Here is a 16188-nt window from a genome sequence, read left to right on the forward strand (position 1 = left end):
CTCTCTCCAACGCTCGGCGGGAGCCGGGAGTGCCCGTCGTCCGACTCCGTCACGTCGTAGACTTCCACGCTGTCCCCCCGTCCGTCATCGCCCGACTTCCCGGAGGCCCGACGCCGTGACCAAGCCGCCCTTCACGCACCTGCACGTTCATACCCAGTACTCGCTGCTGGACGGTGCGGCGCGGCTCAAGGACATGTTCGAGGCGGCCAACGAGATGGGCATGACGCACATCGCGATGACCGACCACGGCAACCTCCACGGCGCCTACGACTTCTTCCACTCGGCGAAGAAGGCGGACGTCACCCCGATCATCGGCATCGAGGCGTACGTCGCCCCCGAGTCGCGCAAGCACAAGCGCAAGGTGCATTGGGGACAGCCGCACCAGAAGCGCGACGACGTGTCCGGTTCCGGTGGTTACACCCACAAGACGATCTGGGCGTCCAACAAGACGGGGCTGCACAACCTCTTCCGGCTCTCCTCCGACGCGTACGCCGAGGGCTGGCTCCAGAAGTGGCCCCGGATGGACAAGGAGACCATCTCCCAGTGGTCCGAGGGGCTCATCGCCTCCACCGGCTGCCCCTCGGGCGAGGTCCAGACCCGGCTGCGGCTCGGCCAGTTCGACGAGGCGGTGCAGGCGGCCTCCGACTACAAGGACATCTTCGGCGAGGGCAAGTACTTCCTGGAGCTGATGGACCACGGCATCGAGATCGAGCGCCGGGTCCGCGACGGGCTGCTGGAGATCGGCAAGAAGCTGAACATCCCGCCGCTGGTCACCAACGACTCCCACTACACGTACGCCCACGAGGCCACCGCCCACGACGCCCTGCTCTGCATCCAGACCGGCAAGAACCTCTCGGACCCCGACCGCTTCCGCTTCGACGGCACCGGTTACTACCTGAAGACGACGGACGAGATGTACGCCGTCGACTCCTCCGACGCCTGGCAGGAGGGGTGCGCCAACACCCTCCTGGTCGCCCAGCAGATCGACACCACCGGCATGTTCGAGGCGAAGAACCTCATGCCGAAGTTCGAGATCCCCGAGGGCTTCACGGAGATCACCTGGTTCCAGGAGGAGGTCCGGGTCGGCATGGCCCGCCGCTTCCCGAACGGGGTCCCCGACGACCGGCAGAAGCAGGTCGAGTACGAGATGGACATCATCATCCAGATGGGGTTCTCGGGGTACTTCCTGGTCGTCGCCGACTTCATCATGTGGGCCAAGAACAACGGCATCGCGGTCGGCCCCGGCCGTGGCTCGGCGGCCGGTTCGATCGTGGCGTACGCCATGGGCATCACCGACCTCGACCCGATCGAGCACGGGCTGATCTTCGAGCGGTTCCTCAACCCCGAGCGCGTCTCCATGCCCGATGTCGACATCGACTTCGACGAGCGCCGGCGCGTCGAGGTGATCCGGTACGTCACCGAGAAGTACGGCGCCGACAAGGTCGCCATGATCGGCACGTACGGCAAGATCAAGGCGAAGAACGCCATCAAGGACTCCGCCCGCGTGCTGGGCTACCCGTACGCGATGGGCGACCGGCTCACCAAGGCGATGCCCGCCGACGTCCTCGGCAAGGGCATCGACCTCAACGGCATCACCGACCCCAAGCACCCGCGCTACAGCGAGGCGGGCGAGATCCGGGGGATGTACGAGAACGAGCCGGACGTCAAGAAGGTCATCGACACCGCCAAGGGCGTCGAGGGCCTGGTGCGGCAGATGGGCGTGCACGCCGCCGGCGTCATCATGTCCAGCGAGCCGATCGTCGACCACGCCCCCGTCTGGGTCCGGCACACCGACGGCGTCACCATCACGCAGTGGGACTACCCGCAGTGCGAGTCGCTCGGCCTGCTGAAGATGGACTTCCTCGGCCTGCGCAACCTGACGATCATGGACGACGCCATCAAGATGGTGAAGTCCAACAAGGGCATCGACCTGGAGATGCTCTCCCTGCCGCTGGACGACCCCAAGACGTACGAACTGCTCTGCCGCGGTGACACGCTCGGCGTCTTCCAGTTCGACGGCGGGCCCATGCGCTCCCTGCTCCGCCAGATGCAGCCCGACAACTTCGAGGACATCTCCGCCGTCTCGGCCCTCTACCGGCCGGGCCCGATGGGCATGAACTCGCACACCAACTACGCGGAGCGCAAGAACGGCCGCCAGGAGATCACCCCGATCCACCCGGAGCTGGAGGAGCCCCTCAAGGAGGTCCTCGGCCTCACCTACGGCCTGATCGTCTACCAGGAGCAGGTCCAGAAGGCCGCCCAGATCGTCGCCGGGTACTCGCTGGGCGAGGCCGACATCCTGCGCCGCGTGATGGGCAAGAAGAAGCCCGAGGAGCTGGCGAAGAACTTCGTCCTCTTCGAGAAGGGCGCCAAGGAGAAGGGCTTCTCCGACGAGGCGATCAAGGCGCTGTGGGACGTCCTGGTGCCGTTCGCCGGGTACGCGTTCAACAAGGCGCACTCCTCGGCGTACGGCCTGGTCACCTACTGGACCGCCTACCTCAAGGCGAACTACCCCGCCGAGTACATGGCCGCCCTGCTGACCTCGGTCAAGGACGACAAGGACAAGTCCGCGGTCTACCTCAACGAGTGCCGCCGCATGGGCATCAAGGTGCTCCCGCCCAACGTCAACGAGTCGCTGTCCAACTTCGCCGCCCAGGGCGACGACGTGATCCTCTTCGGCCTGACCGCCGTCCGCAACGTCGGCCAGAACGTCGTCGACTCGATCATCCGGTCCCGCAAGGCGAAGGGGAAGTACAGCTCCTTCCCCGACTTCCTGGACAAGGTCGAGGCGGTCGTCTGCAACAAGCGCACCATCGAATCGCTCATCAAGGCCGGCGCCTTCGACGAGATGGGCCACACCCGCAAGGGCCTCGTCGCCCACCACGAGCCGATGATCGACAACGTGGTGCAGGTCAAGCGCAAGGAGGCCGAGGGACAGTTCGACCTCTTCGGCGGCATGGGCGAGGAGGAGAGCGACGAGCCGGGCTTCGGCCTGGACGTGGAGTTCTCCGACGTCGAGTGGGAGAAGGCCTACCTGCTCGCCCAGGAGCGGGAGATGCTCGGCCTGTACGTCTCCGACCACCCGCTCTTCGGCCTGGAGCACGTGCTGTCAGACAAGGCCGACGCCTCCATCTCCCAGCTCACCGGCGGCGACTACAGCGACGGCTCCGTCGTCACCGTCGGCGGCATCATCTCCGGCCTCCAGCGCAAGATGACCAAGCAGGGCAACGCCTGGGCCATCGCCACCGTGGAGGACCTGGCGGGCTCCATCGAGTGCATGTTCTTCCCCGCCACCTACCAGCTGGTCTCCACCCAGCTCGTCGAGGACACCGTCGTCTTCGTCAAGGGACGCCTCGACAAGCGGGAGGACGTGCCCCGGCTGGTCGCCATGGAGATGCAGGTCCCCGACATCTCCAACGCCGGGACCAACGCGCCCGTCGTCCTCACCATCCCCACCGTGAAGATCACCCCGCCCATGGTCACCCGGCTCGGCGAGGTGCTCAGCCACCACCGGGGCGACACCGAGGTGCGCATCAAGCTCCAGGGCCCCCGCAAGACCACCGTCCTGCGCCTGGACCGGCACCGGGTCAAGGCCGACTCGGCGCTCTTCGGGGACCTGAAGGTGCTGCTCGGCCCGTCCTGCCTGGCCGGCTGAGCCCGAGCGCGACACGACAGGACGAGAGGGGCGCCCCGCCGGTGCGGGGCGCCCCTCTCGCTGTCCTCAACGCCTGTCGCTACTCACTACCGCAAGCGGCCGACGGTCAGTTGTGGCCGAAGCGTCGCTGATGCTTGCGCGCCACGTCGGACGGGCTGCCCTGCGCCTGCGCCTGCGACTGGTTCTGGGACTCGAACGCCGTCGACTTGGCCTGCTCCGCGCTACGCTCCGCCGCGGACGCGCGGTCGTGCTGGCTGCCCTGCTTGCGGTTCTTGTTCTTGGCCATGGTGAATGCCTCCTGTGGGGAATCCTGGGGGGCCAGGACCGCTGTCAGACTCACATAGCCCCGCAAACACCGCATGTTGGATCATTACCGTGCGTAGCGATTTCCGTGGTGGCCCCCGATTCCACGCACCTTCTTCCTTCCTTTTCCGCTTCCTCCCCAGATCCGCCACGCCGATGATCCAGTTCCGGCCGTTAACCCCTGCGCGGTCGGGCAGACTCGAAGGAAACCCTGGGTAAGCGGACCCGGTCATCGAGGAACGGGCCGCTGAACCGTTCCCGAGTTCTGGAAGAGGGTGGAACCCGTGGACCGTTGCGTCGTCCTGGTGGACGCCGGCTACTTGCTGGGCGCAGCCGCGAGTCTGCTGGCCGGAGAGCCCGCCCGTTCCCGCATCACCGTCGACCACGCCGCCCTCATCCAGGGACTGCGCGAACGGGCCGAGGCCGACACCCAGCAGCCCCTCCTGCGGATCTACTGGTTCGACGGCGCCCCCGACAGGGTGCCCCAGCCCGAACACCGCCGGCTCCGCGTGATGCCCCGGGTGACCGTACGGCTCGGCGCCCTGACCCGCAGCGACGGACGCTGGGCCCAGAAGGGCGTCGACGCCGCCATGCACGCCGAGCTCACCGAACTGGCCAGGAACCGGGCCTGCTCCGACGTGGTCCTGGTGACCGGCGACGGCGACCTGCTGCCCGGCCTCATGTCCGCCAAGGAACACGGGGTCGCCGTCCACCTCTGGGCCGTACAGGCCGCCGACGGCGACTACAACCAGTCCGAGGACCTCGTCGCCGAGGCCGACGAACGGCGCGTCCTCGACCGGGCCTGGATCACCAAGGCCGTACGCGCCAAGGACCTCGGCGGCGCCTGCGCCCCGCAGCCCGTCACCCGCCCCGAGATCGCCGCGATCCTCTCCGCGCCGCTGCCCGAGGCCGCCCTCGCCGCCTCCGCCGAACGAGCCTCCGAGGCGGCCCAGGCCGCCGCCGCCCGGCCGAGCCGGACGGAGCCGGCCGAGAGCGCGCCCGCCGCCACCGGCACGCCCGCCGCCACCGGCCACAAAGGCGTGCCGACCCCCAAGGACCTGGCCGCGCTGCGCGCCCACGCCACCCACCCGGACCGCCAGCAGCCGGCCCAGCCCGCGGGCGCCACCCTGCGCTGGTCCTCCGACAAGGGGTGGGTGGAGCGCGGCGGCGCGCTCGGCGAGCCGCCCGAGACCGCGTCCCTGCCGACCCTCGCCCAGGTCACCAGCGCCGAGCAGCGCTGGGCCGACCGGGAGGAGGACATCACCACCGTCGGCGGCGACCCCTTCGAAGTCGGCCAGGTCTTCGCCCGCCGCTGGATGGAGCGCCTCCCGGAAAGCGTCCACCTGCAGAAACTCTCCACCATGTACCCCCGCATCCCGCACCGGATCGACGGCGAACTGCTGCGGTACGCGGCCCGCTTCGGACTCCTCGCCCACAAGGACGACCAGATCGACGAGCACGACCGCTACGCGATCCGGGCCGGCTTCTGGCGGGAGATCGACGTACGGGCCGCCGCCGAGCACGTCCCCGCGGGGGAGTAGGAGGGGAGCGGGCGGGGGGAGCAGCCGTCCGTCCGGGAGGCGACGCGGAGTGGCCCCGGGCGCGAACCGGGGCATGTGACCCCGTACCCTCGTACCTCGTGAGTACGGGCACAGCACAGGCGCAGCGGGACACCGGCACCGTGTGCGCGGTGCGCGATCTGGTCAAGACCTACCCCGCGACCCGGGGCCGCCGGGGCGCACCCGCGACACCCGAGATCCGCGCCACGGACGGCATCAGCCTGGACGTCGAGCGCGGTGAGATCTTCGGACTGCTCGGCCCCAACGGCGCCGGCAAGTCGACCCTGGTCCGTCAGCTCACCGGGCTGATGCGGCCCGACTCCGGCAGCGTCGAGGTGCTGGGCCACGACCTCGTACGCCACCCCGAGCGGGCCTCCCGGCTGATCGGCTACCTCGGGCAGGAGTCCACCGCCCTCGACGAACTGACCGTCTCGCTCGCCGCCGAGACCACCGGCCGGCTGCGCGGCCTCCCCGTCCAGGAGGCCCGCGCCGAGCGCGACGCCGTCCTGGAGGAGCTGGGCCTCACACCGATCGCCGGACGGCCCCTGAAGAAGCTCTCCGGCGGCCAGCGCCGGCTCGCCTGCTTCGCCACCGCCCTCGTCGGCGACCGGCCCGTCCTGGTCCTCGACGAACCGACCACCGGCATGGACCCGGTCGCCCGCCGCGCCGTCTGGGCCGCCGTCGACCGCCGCCGGGCGGAGCGCGGGGCCACGGTCCTGCTGGTCACCCACAACGTCATCGAGGCCGAGACCGTCCTCGACCGGGTCGCCGTCCTCGAACGCGGCCGGGTCATCGCCTGCGACACGCCCGCCGGGCTCAAGGAACGGGTCGCCGGGGAGGTCCGCGTCGAGCTGGTCTGGCGCGAACGGGCCCCGCTGGACGTCCCCGAGGTGGCGGCGCTGCGGGCGTCCGCCCAGGAGTCCGGACGGCGCTGGATGCTGCGGCTCGGGCCGGACGAGGCACGGGCCGCGGTCGCCGCGGTGACGGGCGGCGCGGCCTTCGCCGCGCTGGACGATTTCACCCTGGCCACCCCCAGCCTGGAAGATGTCTACCTCGCGCTCGGGGGAGACGCCGGCGACGCGACCGAGGGGCTGGTGAAGGCGTGAGAGGCGTACGTGTGGCCGGGGACGTGAACGTGCCGGGCGCGGGGGACGTACTCGACGGGCGGGGCGAGTCCCCCGGACCGGACGTGCTGGACGTGTTTGACGTGGTGGATGTGTCTAAGGGGAGCGGCCTCAGGTGACGAGCATCATTCCGGCCGGGACCGCGGCGACGCGTACCCGGCCCGCGCCCGGCCCCTCGGACGCCGGCCCCGCCTGTACCGTCACGGCGCCCCTCGCGCCGCGCGCCCGGCTGCTGCCCTCGCTGGCCGCCGTCTACCGCGCCCAGCTCTCCCGGGCGCGCGTCGCCCGGATTCCGCTGCTCTTCGTGGCGACCTTCCAGTCCGTCGGGATCATGATCCTGATGCGGGGTGTCGTGGACGGCGGCTCGGAGGCGCGCGCGGTGGTCGCCGGGTCCAGCGTCCTGGTCGTGGCGTTCGTCGCGCTCAACCTGCTCGCCCAGTACTTCGGGCAGCTGCGGGCGAGCGGCGGACTCGACCACTACGCCACGCTGCCCGTGCCGCCCGCCGCGGTGGTGCTCGGGGCGGCCGCCGCGTACGCCTCGTTCACCGTGCCCGGCGCGGTCTTCACCGCGGTCACCGGAAGCGTGCTGTTCCAGCTGCCGATGACGCACCTGTGGGTCCTGGTCGCCGTCGTCCCGCTCTCCGGCGCCGCCCTGGCCGGGCTCGGCGCGGCCCTCGGGCTGCTCGCCCCGCGCCCGGAGCTGGCGACGCTGCTGGGGCAGCTGGGCATGTCCGCCGCCCTGCTCCTCGGGGTGCTGCCGGCCGAGCGGCTGCCGGAGCCGGTGGGGTGGGCGCGCGACCTGCTGCCCTCGACGTACGGGGTCGAGGCGCTGGCCCGCTCCTTCGACGCCCGCCCGGACTGGGGGATCATCGCCTTCTTCCTCGCGATCTGCGCGGCGGTGGGGGTGCTCTCGCTGGCCGTGGCGACGTGGGCGTACCGGCGGGCGGCCGTACGGTAGCTCCCCGGGGCCGACAAGCACGGGTGCGGTATCCGGTGAGGCGCCGCACAGGGTGGCCTGGCACGATGGCACGGTGACCGCACCTCTGACGCCGCCTCACCAGCCCGGCCCCCACGACCCGTGGCAGGCACCGCCCTCGGGTTCCCACCTCGCGCCCTACGCGGGTGCCCCGGACGACCCGGACACGGCCACGGAGCTCCGTCAGGCCGCTGTCGTCACCGCCCTGGTCGCGGTCTCGGGCATCGCGCTCGGGCTGCTGTGGCTGTGGCTCGCGCCCCGGGTTCCGCTGGTCTCCGACGACACGGCGGTCTTCCTCAAGAACAGCGAGGGCGAGGAGGCGATCGGGGCGGAGGGCACGTTCGTCCTGCTGGCCATCGGCTTCGGCGTGCTCTCGGCGGCCCTCGTCTTCTGGCGGCTGCGGCGCGGGGGCGTCCTCGTGGTCGTCGGTCTGGCGCTGGGCGCGCTGCTGGCCTCGCTGATCGCGTGGCGGGTCGGTGTCTGGCTGGGGCCGTCGTCCGACGTGGTGGGGCGGGCCCGGGAGGCGGGGCAGGGCGTGACGTTCGACGCCCCGCTGGAGCTGCACACGGTGTGGGTCGCGGTGCTGGCGTGGCCGTTCGCGGCGATGGGGATCCATCTGCTGCTGACGGCGGCGTTCGGGCCGCAGGACGTGGAGCCGGACTGGTCCTCTTACCAGGGTCCGGTGCAGGGGCCTCTGGCGGGGCCGGGGGCTCCGTCGTAGCAGCCTGCGGGTGGTGCCGGGCGGGGCGGGGTCCCGGGGGCCCCTGCTTGGACCCCGCTCCTCATGCGCCGGAGGGGCTGACATTTCCCCGGGCCCGCTGATCAAGTGCGGGCGAGGCCGGGAAATCCAGCCCGTCCGGCGCTTGAGGACATCTCTCGGCCTCGCCGGCGTCCGAGGCGCGGGGGACCCGGGGGCAGCGCCCCCGAAGGGTGCTCAGACGCCCCGCGCGATCTCCGCGAACGTCGCCCCCGTCAGCTCCGCCAGGTCCGTCGCCGACAGCTCGACCTCCAGGCCACGGCGCCCCGCCGAGACGCAGATCGTGGCGTGCGTCCGCGCGGAGGCGTCCAGCACCGTGCGCAGGCGCTTGCGCTGGCCCAGCGGGGAAATGCCGCCCCGGACATAGCCCGTCGTGCGTTCCGCCGCCGCCGGGTCGGCCATCGTGGCGCGTTTGCCGCCCACCGCGGCCGCCAGGGCCTTGAGGTCCAGGGAGCCCGCCACCGGGACCACCGCGACCGTCAGGGCGCCGTCCACGTCCGCGACCAGGGTCTTGAAGACCCGGTCGGGGGAGACGCCCAGGGCCTCGGCGGCCTCCTCGCCGTAGGAGGGGGAGGCCGGGTCGTGGTCGTAGGCGTGGACCGTGAACGCGGTGCCCGCCGCGGTCAGGGCGACCGTGGCGGGGGTGCCGCCCGGCTGGTTCTTCTTGGGTTTCTTCGCCAACGCAGGCCCGTCCTCGTCGTCAGTTGGGGTGGGTGGGGGCTCGTGTCAGGTCCGTCGCCGGCAGCGAGGGCAGATGCCGGATGACCGCCGTCTCCTTGCGCAGCAGCGTCAGTTCCTCGCGCAGCCGGGTCGCGGTGTCCGGGGCCTGGAGCAGGCGCTGCCGGGTGGGGACGTCCAGGACCGTGGCCGCCGCGACCAGGTAGGAGATCACGGACGGGTCGTCGGGGAGTTCCGCGCCCGTCGCCAGCGAGCGTTCGCTCGCCCCGGCCAGCCGCTTCTGGTAGGAGCGGAAGGCCCGCAGCACCCCCTCCGCCAGAGCTCCGGCCTCGTCGGCCTCGTCCCCGGCGGGCGGTTCCTCGGCCAGGTCCTCGACCTCGGCGGTCAGGTAGGGGCCGTCCGCCTCGACGGACAGCAGCCTGACCCGGGTGGTGCCGGTGGCCAGCACCTCGAAGCTGCCGTCGGCGCGCTCGCGGATCGTCGCCGCGTCGGCGACACAGCCCACCCGGTGGAAGGTCTGGATCGGATCGGGGCCGAAGCCGTCCGCCGGGGCGCGCTCGGCGACCGGGGCCGCCGCGACCGTGTCCGGCATGCCGGTGGCCGTCGGGGCGGTCTCGCGGCCGTCGCGGATCGCCACCACGACGAAGCGGCGAGGTTCGTCCTCGTCACTCTTCAGCAGCTCCCGCATCATGGCGCGGTAGCGCTCCTCGAAGACGTTGAGCGGCAGCACGAGGCCCGGGAACAGCACCGTGTTGAGCGGGAAAAGGGGGAGACGGGCGGTGGTCACAACGCTCAAGCGTAATGGCCCCTGGGGCGGCCGTGACCGGCCCGGTCGCGCAGCGGGGTCAGGGAGGCCACCTGGAGGCGTGCGCCGTCCCGCGCGTCCAGGAACCGGCCGAGCGCGTCCTCGGACACCGACGACCACGGGAACGACGTCGCGTGCAGCCCGATCAGGTTGAACTGGTGCAGCGCCTCCGCCCAGCGGCCCCGGGCGAGCAGGACGTACGCGAGGAGGTTGCGGACCTCGGCCGGCCATGGGTCGCCGGGTCGGTAGGCGGCGGAGAGCCTGATCGCCAGGTCGGCCGCCGCGTCGATCCGCTCCTCCAGCACGGACGTGGTCCGACCCGCCGCCTGGGTGTCCAGCAGCAGGTCGAAGGCCGCCCGGACCGGCAGGGCCTGCACCAGCGAGTCGGGCAGCGCGTCCGCCGCCGCCTGCTCGGCGAAGTCGAAGCACTCGCGGTGCGAGCCGTACCAGGCGGCGGAGAGATAGCGCAGCGCCGCGACATGGCAGCCGTAGTGGTGCGCGGAGCGCCGTACGGCCTGCTCCCACAGCGACTCGAAGGCGGTGTGGCCGGCGTGGGTGCCGCGTGCGTGATCCAGGGCGAGGCGCCACGGCACCGGGTCGCGCGGGTCCGCGTCCGCGGCCGCGGTGATCAGCGGGCCGACCTCGCGGAGCCGTTCCGCGCGGGCGGGCGACTCCCAGGCCCGGCGTACCGACAGCTCGGCCTTGACCAGCAGCGCGTCCGGATCGCGAGGGGCGGCGGCCAGCCAGTCGACGAGCCAGCCGTCCCGGTTGCGGGCGAAGACGACGAGCCGGCCGAGGTAGCGGTCCCGGTTCTCCCAGTCGGCGGAGTCCCGGGTACCGGCGAGCAGCTTGGCGGCCGGTTCGTAGTCGCCCAGGGCAGCGGCGACCAGCGCGGGGGAGAGCCGCTCGTCGGGGGCGTCGAGCAGCACCGCGTCATCCGCGGACAGTCCGGCGGACAGCACAGGGCTGTTCCGGACGATGCGCGCGGTACTGAGCAGAGCGCGAAGGAATGCCATGGTGCAGACCATTGAAAAGCGCTGGTGAGGGCCGCGCCAGAGGCGTGCTGTGAAGCTTCTGTGCCGAGTGAATGGGTTGTATCGGGCCCGGTCAAGAATGGGCAAAGGAAGTGACCGCCGTTGGCTTGATCGCATCCATCCGGAGCTCTCCTCCGTCCCGGTGGCCACCGGGCGCGCGGGCGGCCGGGGCCGAGCGCCCGGCCGCCCGCGATCGTACGGTGACGCCGCCGGGAGCGGCCCCGTACGGGCATCCGGCCTCCGTCCGCCCGGTCTGGCGGGTCAGCCTCTGCGGAGCGTCCGGGTCGCCCCCGCCGCCACCGTGGTGGCCAGAACCCATCCCACCAGCACCAGACCGGCCGCGGCCCACTGCCAGGCGTCCTCCATCCGCCAGTAGCCGTCCTGCCCGAGGTTGATCACCGGGATCAGCAGATCCAGCGCGTAGAGGGCGGGGTTCCACTGCGGATGCTCCTCGCCCTTGACCGAGGCCGGGGAGTGCTGCGCGAACGCCGCCGTACCCGCCGCCCACAGCACCGCCATCCACACCGCCGCCCGCCCCGGCCGGTAGCCGTACGCCACCGTCCAGTCCTGGAGATACCCCCAGGCCTTCGCCGCGGGCGGCAGCGTCTCCCGGCGGCGGCGCTGCTTGGCGAGCAGCACCTCGCGGGCGTCCGCGTCCTCCCCGCAGCTGCGCATCACCGTGGCCAGCCGCTCGTACGGCTCGGGGACGTACTCCGGGGTCGCGGCCTGCACCCACTCCAGCCGCCGGGAGAGCGGGAAGTGGCCGTAGGGGACGAGGTTCTCGTAGACGAAGCCGCCCATCGCCAGGCCCCCGGGGCCCGGCCAGCTCGTCGACAGGTCGATCAGGGTCACCACCTTCGCGCCGTTCAGCACGACCCGGCCCTCCTCCGGGCGCTCCGCGTTGAACCGCAGCTCCGGCGTCACGATCCGGCGCAGCGACAGCTCCTCCTGCCGGGTCATGGTGAACCGCGCCTGGTGCAGGTCCACCGCGTCCCCGAACCGCCCGTCGTCCAGGCGCACCCCGCCCCGGCACTCGAAGATCTGCGAGCGGGTGCCGCGCGCCGGGGTCGGGGCGTAGACCACGCCGTACGGGGGAGTGGTGCCCTGGTTCCCCGTGTCGACGCTCACCCACGCCTCGGTCATGTAGAGCGTGCGCTCCACCGTCAGCTGCGGGGCGTTCAGCGCGCGCCGGTCCTCCGCGGCGCGCAGTCGGCTGCCGCGCAGGCTCAGCGAACCGCCCACCTTCGTCCCGCGCAGGCTCAGCTCGCCCAGCGTCTCGATCATCTCGGCCTGGAGGTCCTGCGCGACCGTCATGCCGTCCCCGACGATGGCCCGCCCGTGCCGGTCCGGGCCGACGCTGAGCTGGTTGACCAGCAGATCCGTGCCGATCTGGGCATCGGTCAGCCGGATGCCCCGGTCGACCCGGCAGCGCGGCAGATGCAGATCGCCCTCGGTCTGCAACCGTGCCGCCTCCAGCCGGGGCAGCGCGCAGCCCACCAGCCGCAGGGTCGTGAAGTGGCACTCGGGAAGCAGCACCTCCTGCTCGAAACGGCAGCCGGTCAGCTCCACGTACGGCGAGACCCGGCCGCCCGCCAGATCCAGCTTCCCGGTGATCCGCACCCCCCGGAGCTTCAGCGCCGCCACCCGGCCGGGCCGGGCGGGCGGACCGTCCAGCAGCAGCCGCGCCACCGTGCGCGCGCCGACGCTCCGCTCGGGCCCCCAGGTGTGCGGGGTGAACGGGTCGTTGCGGGTCGTGTCGTAGGTACGTAAGTCGTAGGTGGTCCCGTTGCGGAACGACTGCCACATGCCCAGCTCCGCTGCGCTGAGGCCGTCCGGGATATCGCCGTCGTGCGGCTCGGTCACGGCCGCTCCCTCCGTGCACACATGCTGTCGCGCTGCCGCCATGCCCTCGTGGGCACACATGCTGTAGAGCCGTTATGCCCCTGTGTGACGCGGTGAAAGCCAGCGGTCAGCAGTGACAGCCGGACATGGCCGAGACACGTATCAGCCAGTGGTGCGGACGGCCGGTATCAGCCAGTGATACGGGCGACCGGCCGTCCGGAACGGTCTGAGAGAATTGCCGTGTGATCTCTCGAATCGATCTGCGCGGTGACGCCCTCCCCGAGGGTGGAGCCCTGCGCGACCTGCTGCCCCGTGCCGAGTTCGACGTGGAAGCCGCCCTGGAGACGGTGCGGCCCATCTGCGAGGACGTACGCCATCGTGGCTCCGCGGCAGTGATCGACTGGGGAGAGAAGCTCGACGGTGTCCGGATCGAGTCGGTCCGGGTGCCCGCCGCGGCCCTGACGAAGGCCCTCCAGGAGCTGGACCCGGCCGTCCGGGCCGCGCTGGAGGAGTCGATCCGCCGCGCCCGCCTCGTCCACCGCGAGCAGCGCCGCACCACGCACACCACCCAGGTCGTCCCCGGCGGCACCGTCACCGAGAAGTGGGTCCCCGTCGAGCGCGTCGGGCTCTACGTCCCCGGCGGCCGCTCGGTCTACCCCTCCTCCGTCGTGATGAACGTCGTCCCGGCCCAGGAGGCGGGCGTCGAGGGCGTCGCCGTCGCCTCCCCGCCGCAGAAGGACTTCGGCGGCCTCCCGCACCCCACGATCCTCGCCGCCTGCGCCCTGCTCGGCGTCGACGAGGTGTACGCGGCCGGCGGCGCCCAGGCCGTCGCGATGTTCGCGTACGGCACCGGGGACTGCTCCCCGGTCAACCTGGTCACCGGCCCCGGCAACATCTACGTCGCCGCCGCCAAGCGCCTCCTCAAGGGCCGTATCGGCATCGACGCCGAGGCCGGACCCACCGAGATCGCGATCCTCGCCGACGCCACCGCCGACCCGGTGCACGTGGCCGCCGACCTGATCAGCCAGGCCGAGCACGACCCGATGGCCGCCGCCGTCCTGGTCACCGACTCCGAGGAGCTGGCGGCCGCCACCGAGGCGGAGCTGGCCGGGCAGGTCGCCGCCACCAAGCACGTCGCCGACCGCATCGAGCCCGCGCTCGCCGGCCGCCAGTCCGCGATCGTCCTGGTCTCCTCGATCGAGGACGGCCTCAAGGTGGTCGACGCGTACGGCGCCGAGCACCTGGAGATCCAGACCGCCGACGCGGCCGCCGTCGCCGACCGGGTCCGCAACGCCGGAGCGATCTTCGTCGGCCCCTGGGCCCCCGTCTCGCTCGGCGACTACTGCGCCGGCTCCAACCACGTCCTGCCCACCGGCGGCTGCGCCTGCCACTCCTCGGGCCTCTCCGTGCAGTCCTTCCTGCGCGGCATCCACATCGTCGACTACACCCGCGACGCGCTCGCCGAGGTCACCCACCATGTCGTGACCCTCGCCGAGGCGGAGGACCTCCCCGCCCACGGCGCGGCCCTCAAGGCGAGGTTCGGCTGGAAGGTCCCGCAGCAGTGACGAACGGCAGCACCGCCCCCCGCAACCCCTGGGACGAGCTCCCCATCCGCGACGAACTGCGCGGCCAGTCCCCGTACGGAGCACCCCAGCTCGACGTCCCCGTACGCCTCAACACCAACGAGAACCCGTACCCGCTCCCCGACGCCCTGGTCGAGCGGATCGCCGAGCGGGTCCGCGAGGCCGCCCGCGGCCTCAACCGCTACCCCGACCGGGACGCCGTCGAGCTCCGCACCGAGCTGGCCCGCTATCTCACCCGCACCGCCGGGCACGGGGTGACCGCGGCCCACGTCTGGGCCGCCAACGGCTCCAACGAGGTCCTCCAGCAGCTGCTCCAGACCTTCGGCGGGCCCGGCCGGACCGCGATCGGCTTCGAACCCTCGTACTCCATGCACGCCCTGATCTCCCGGGGCACCGGCACCGGCTGGATCTCCGGGCCGCGCAACGAGGACTTCACCATCGACGTCGAGGCCGCCCGCGCCGCCATCGCCGAGCACCGCCCCGAGGTCGTCTTCATCACCTCGCCCAACAACCCCACCGGCACCGCGGTCGAGGCCGAGACCGTCCTCGCCCTGTACGACGCCGCCCAGGCCGCCGGGCCGTCGATCGTCGTCGTCGACGAGGCGTACGGCGAGTTCAGCCACCGGCCCTCGCTGCTCCCGCTGATCGAGGGCCGCCGCAACCTGATCGTCTCGCGGACCATGTCCAAGGCGTTCGGCGCGGCCGGGCTCCGCCTCGGCTACCTCGCCGCCGACCCGGCCGTCGTCGACGCGGTCCAGCTGGTGCGGCTTCCGTACCACCTCTCCTCGGTCACCCAGGCCACCGCGCTCGCCGCCCTGGAGCACACCGATACGCTGCTGGGGTACGTCGCGCAGCTCAAGAGCGAGCGCGACCGGCTGGTGGCCGAGCTGCGCGCCGCCGGCTACGAGGTCACCGACTCGGACGCCAACTTCGTCCAGTTCGGCCGCTTCGACGACAGCCACACCGTCTGGCGGCGGATCCTCGACAAGGGCGTCCTGGTCCGGGACAACGGCGTACCGGGCTGGCTGCGGGTCACCGCGGGCACCCCGGCAGAGAACGACGCGTTCCTCGATGCGGTACGCGAACTCAAGAAGGAGCACGACGCATGAGCCCCCGCGTAGGCCGCGTGGAACGCACCACCAAGGAAACGTCCGTGCTCGTCGAGATCAACCTCGACGGCACCGGTAAGGTCGATGTCGCCACCGGGGTCGGCTTCTACGACCACATGCTCGACCAGCTCGGCCGCCACGGCCTCTTCGACCTCACGGTCAAGACCGAGGGCGACCTGCACATCGACACCCACCACACCATCGAGGACACCGCCCTCGCCCTCGGCGCCGCCTTCAGGCAGGCCCTCGGCGACAAGGTCGGCATCTACCGCTTCGGCAACTGCACGGTCCCGCTGGACGAGTCGCTCGCCCAGGTCACCGTCGACCTCTCCGGCCGCCCCTACCTGGTGCACACCGAGCCGGAGAACATGGCCCCGATGATCGGCACCTACGACACGACGATGACCCGCCACATCTTCGAGTCCTTCGTCGCCCAGGCGCAGATCGCCCTGCACATCCACGTCCCGTACGGGCGCAACGCGCACCACATCGTCGAGTGCCAGTTCAAGGCGCTCGCCCGCGCCCTGCGCTACGCCTCCGAGCACGACCCGCGCGCCGCCGGCATCCTGCCCTCCACGAAGGGCGCCCTGTGACCGGCCTCAGCACTCTTCTGATCGTCGTCGGCCTCTTCCTGGCCGGCGGCGTCTACTCCTTCGCCAAGCAGGGGATGCCCAAGGGCGTCATCGTGCTGCTGTCGATCGGCTCCGTGATGTGCCTGGTGGCGGGCATCCTGCGGATCCAGGGCCTGTGGGACTGAGAGCGG

The 16188-nt window shown here is 71.9% G+C and carries 14 protein-coding genes; 9 read left to right on the top strand and 5 right to left on the bottom strand.

The features are described from left to right. Window positions 1–115: 115 nt before the first annotated feature. A complete protein-coding gene (dnaE, locus tag IE145_RS06065; RefSeq protein WP_189519566.1) occupies window positions 116–3655 on the top strand; it encodes a DNA polymerase III subunit alpha in 3540 nt (1179 codons plus the stop codon). A 106-nt stretch (window positions 3656–3761) separates the two neighbouring features. On the opposite strand, the gene IE145_RS06070 is transcribed toward dnaE, so the two are convergent. Beyond that, the gene (locus IE145_RS06070) at window positions 3762–3941 is read right to left on the bottom strand and encodes a hypothetical protein (RefSeq protein ID WP_189519569.1); all 180 of its coding nucleotides are present in this window, start codon (window positions 3939–3941) and stop codon (window positions 3762–3764) included. A 292-nt stretch (window positions 3942–4233) separates the two neighbouring features. On the opposite strand from IE145_RS06070, the gene IE145_RS06075 reads away from it, so the two are divergent. The 4 genes from IE145_RS06075 to IE145_RS06090 all read left to right on the top strand — a co-directional run bounded on the left by IE145_RS06075 (window position 4234) and on the right by IE145_RS06090 (window position 8338). After that, complete coding sequence (locus tag IE145_RS06075) at window positions 4234–5499, top strand: NYN domain-containing protein (RefSeq protein WP_189519571.1); 1266 nt, start codon at window positions 4234–4236, stop codon at window positions 5497–5499. A 140-nt stretch (window positions 5500–5639) separates the two neighbouring features. Next, window positions 5640–6623 (top strand): ABC transporter ATP-binding protein, encoded by a 984-nt coding sequence (locus IE145_RS06080; RefSeq protein WP_189519825.1) that lies wholly within the window; start codon window positions 5640–5642, stop codon window positions 6621–6623. 133 nt (window positions 6624–6756) lie between these two features. Then, complete coding sequence (locus IE145_RS06085; RefSeq protein ID WP_189519572.1) at window positions 6757–7599, top strand: ABC transporter permease; 843 nt, start codon at window positions 6757–6759, stop codon at window positions 7597–7599. Window positions 7600–7651: 52 nt separating this feature from the next. Further along, complete coding sequence (locus IE145_RS06090) at window positions 7652–8338, top strand: ABC transporter permease (RefSeq protein ID WP_189519574.1); 687 nt, start codon at window positions 7652–7654, stop codon at window positions 8336–8338. A 213-nt stretch (window positions 8339–8551) separates the two neighbouring features. Here IE145_RS06090 and ybaK read toward each other — a convergent pair whose 3' ends face one another. From ybaK to IE145_RS06110, 4 genes are all read right to left on the bottom strand, one after another. Next, complete coding sequence (gene ybaK / locus IE145_RS06095; RefSeq protein WP_189519582.1) at window positions 8552–9055, bottom strand: Cys-tRNA(Pro) deacylase; 504 nt, start codon at window positions 9053–9055, stop codon at window positions 8552–8554. 19 nt (window positions 9056–9074) lie between these two features. Next, window positions 9075–9839, bottom strand: coding sequence for an LON peptidase substrate-binding domain-containing protein (locus IE145_RS06100; RefSeq protein WP_189519584.1), 765 nt, complete (start codon window positions 9837–9839; stop codon window positions 9075–9077). Window positions 9840–9844: 5 nt separating this feature from the next. Next, window positions 9845–10885 (bottom strand): hypothetical protein, encoded by a 1041-nt coding sequence (locus IE145_RS06105; RefSeq protein WP_189519586.1) that lies wholly within the window; start codon window positions 10883–10885, stop codon window positions 9845–9847. Between the two features lie 267 nt (window positions 10886–11152). Continuing rightward, entirely contained in the window at window positions 11153–12754 is a 1602-nt protein-coding gene (locus tag IE145_RS06110; protein WP_189519588.1) for an oxidoreductase, read from the bottom strand. Between the two features lie 221 nt (window positions 12755–12975). Between IE145_RS06110 and hisD the strand changes: the two genes are divergently transcribed. Genes hisD through IE145_RS06130 form a run of 4 tightly spaced genes read left to right on the top strand, consistent with a single transcriptional unit; the run spans window position 12976 to window position 16182 of the window. Next, the gene (gene hisD / locus IE145_RS06115) at window positions 12976–14298 is read left to right on the top strand and encodes a histidinol dehydrogenase (protein ID WP_189519590.1); all 1323 of its coding nucleotides are present in this window, start codon (window positions 12976–12978) and stop codon (window positions 14296–14298) included. Beyond that, window positions 14295–15425 (top strand): histidinol-phosphate transaminase, encoded by a 1131-nt coding sequence (locus tag IE145_RS06120; RefSeq protein WP_189519592.1) that lies wholly within the window; start codon window positions 14295–14297, stop codon window positions 15423–15425. The genes hisD and IE145_RS06120 overlap by 4 nt, the downstream gene beginning before the upstream one ends. Then, entirely contained in the window at window positions 15422–16018 is a 597-nt protein-coding gene (gene hisB, locus IE145_RS06125; protein ID WP_189519594.1) for an imidazoleglycerol-phosphate dehydratase HisB, read from the top strand. The genes IE145_RS06120 and hisB overlap by 4 nt, the downstream gene beginning before the upstream one ends. Then, entirely contained in the window at window positions 16015–16182 is a 168-nt protein-coding gene (locus IE145_RS06130; protein WP_010070421.1) for a CG2302 family histidine operon protein, read from the top strand. The genes hisB and IE145_RS06130 overlap by 4 nt, the downstream gene beginning before the upstream one ends. Window positions 16183–16188 lie beyond the last annotated feature (6 nt).

The organism is Streptomyces sindenensis (assembly GCF_014649035.1).
In the GTDB taxonomy this organism is placed as follows: domain Bacteria; phylum Actinomycetota; class Actinomycetes; order Streptomycetales; family Streptomycetaceae; genus Streptomyces; species Streptomyces sindenensis.